The following is a 314-nucleotide window of genomic DNA, read 5'->3' as shown; positions in this document are numbered from 1 at the left end:
TCCCGGAACACCGGCAATCCGTCCTCGGCTCCGACGCGGGGGTCGTCCAGGTCGATGTGGATCATCGGCTCGGCCGGGTCGCCGTCGCCTGCCGTGCCGGAGCTCACGGCGATCGAGAAGGGGCCACGACGCTGAAATGCGGGCACGTAGCCGCTCGTCCAACGGTCACCGTCCAGGAACAGGTTTTCGTCTCGGTCCAGTCCGAGCAGGACGTGCGCCTGAAGCCCTTCGCCCTCAGGCCGGAAGATGATCGGACAGGATCGCTGGGCCGCCTCGAACTCGGACGGAAAGATCGGCAACTGATTGACGCCGTC

1 protein-coding gene is annotated in these 314 nt (G+C 66.6%); it reads right to left on the bottom strand.

Translation table 11 applies throughout. The features are described from left to right. Positions 1-314 (bottom strand): SapC family protein (locus AC0IYH_RS30565; protein WP_471837908.1); only part of this gene is annotated, 314 nt, incomplete at both ends.

The organism is Pseudomonas sp. AC463 (genome assembly GCF_979253585.1).
Note: the sequence above shows the minus strand (reverse complement) of the source record. Positions and strands in the feature narration are given on the sequence as shown.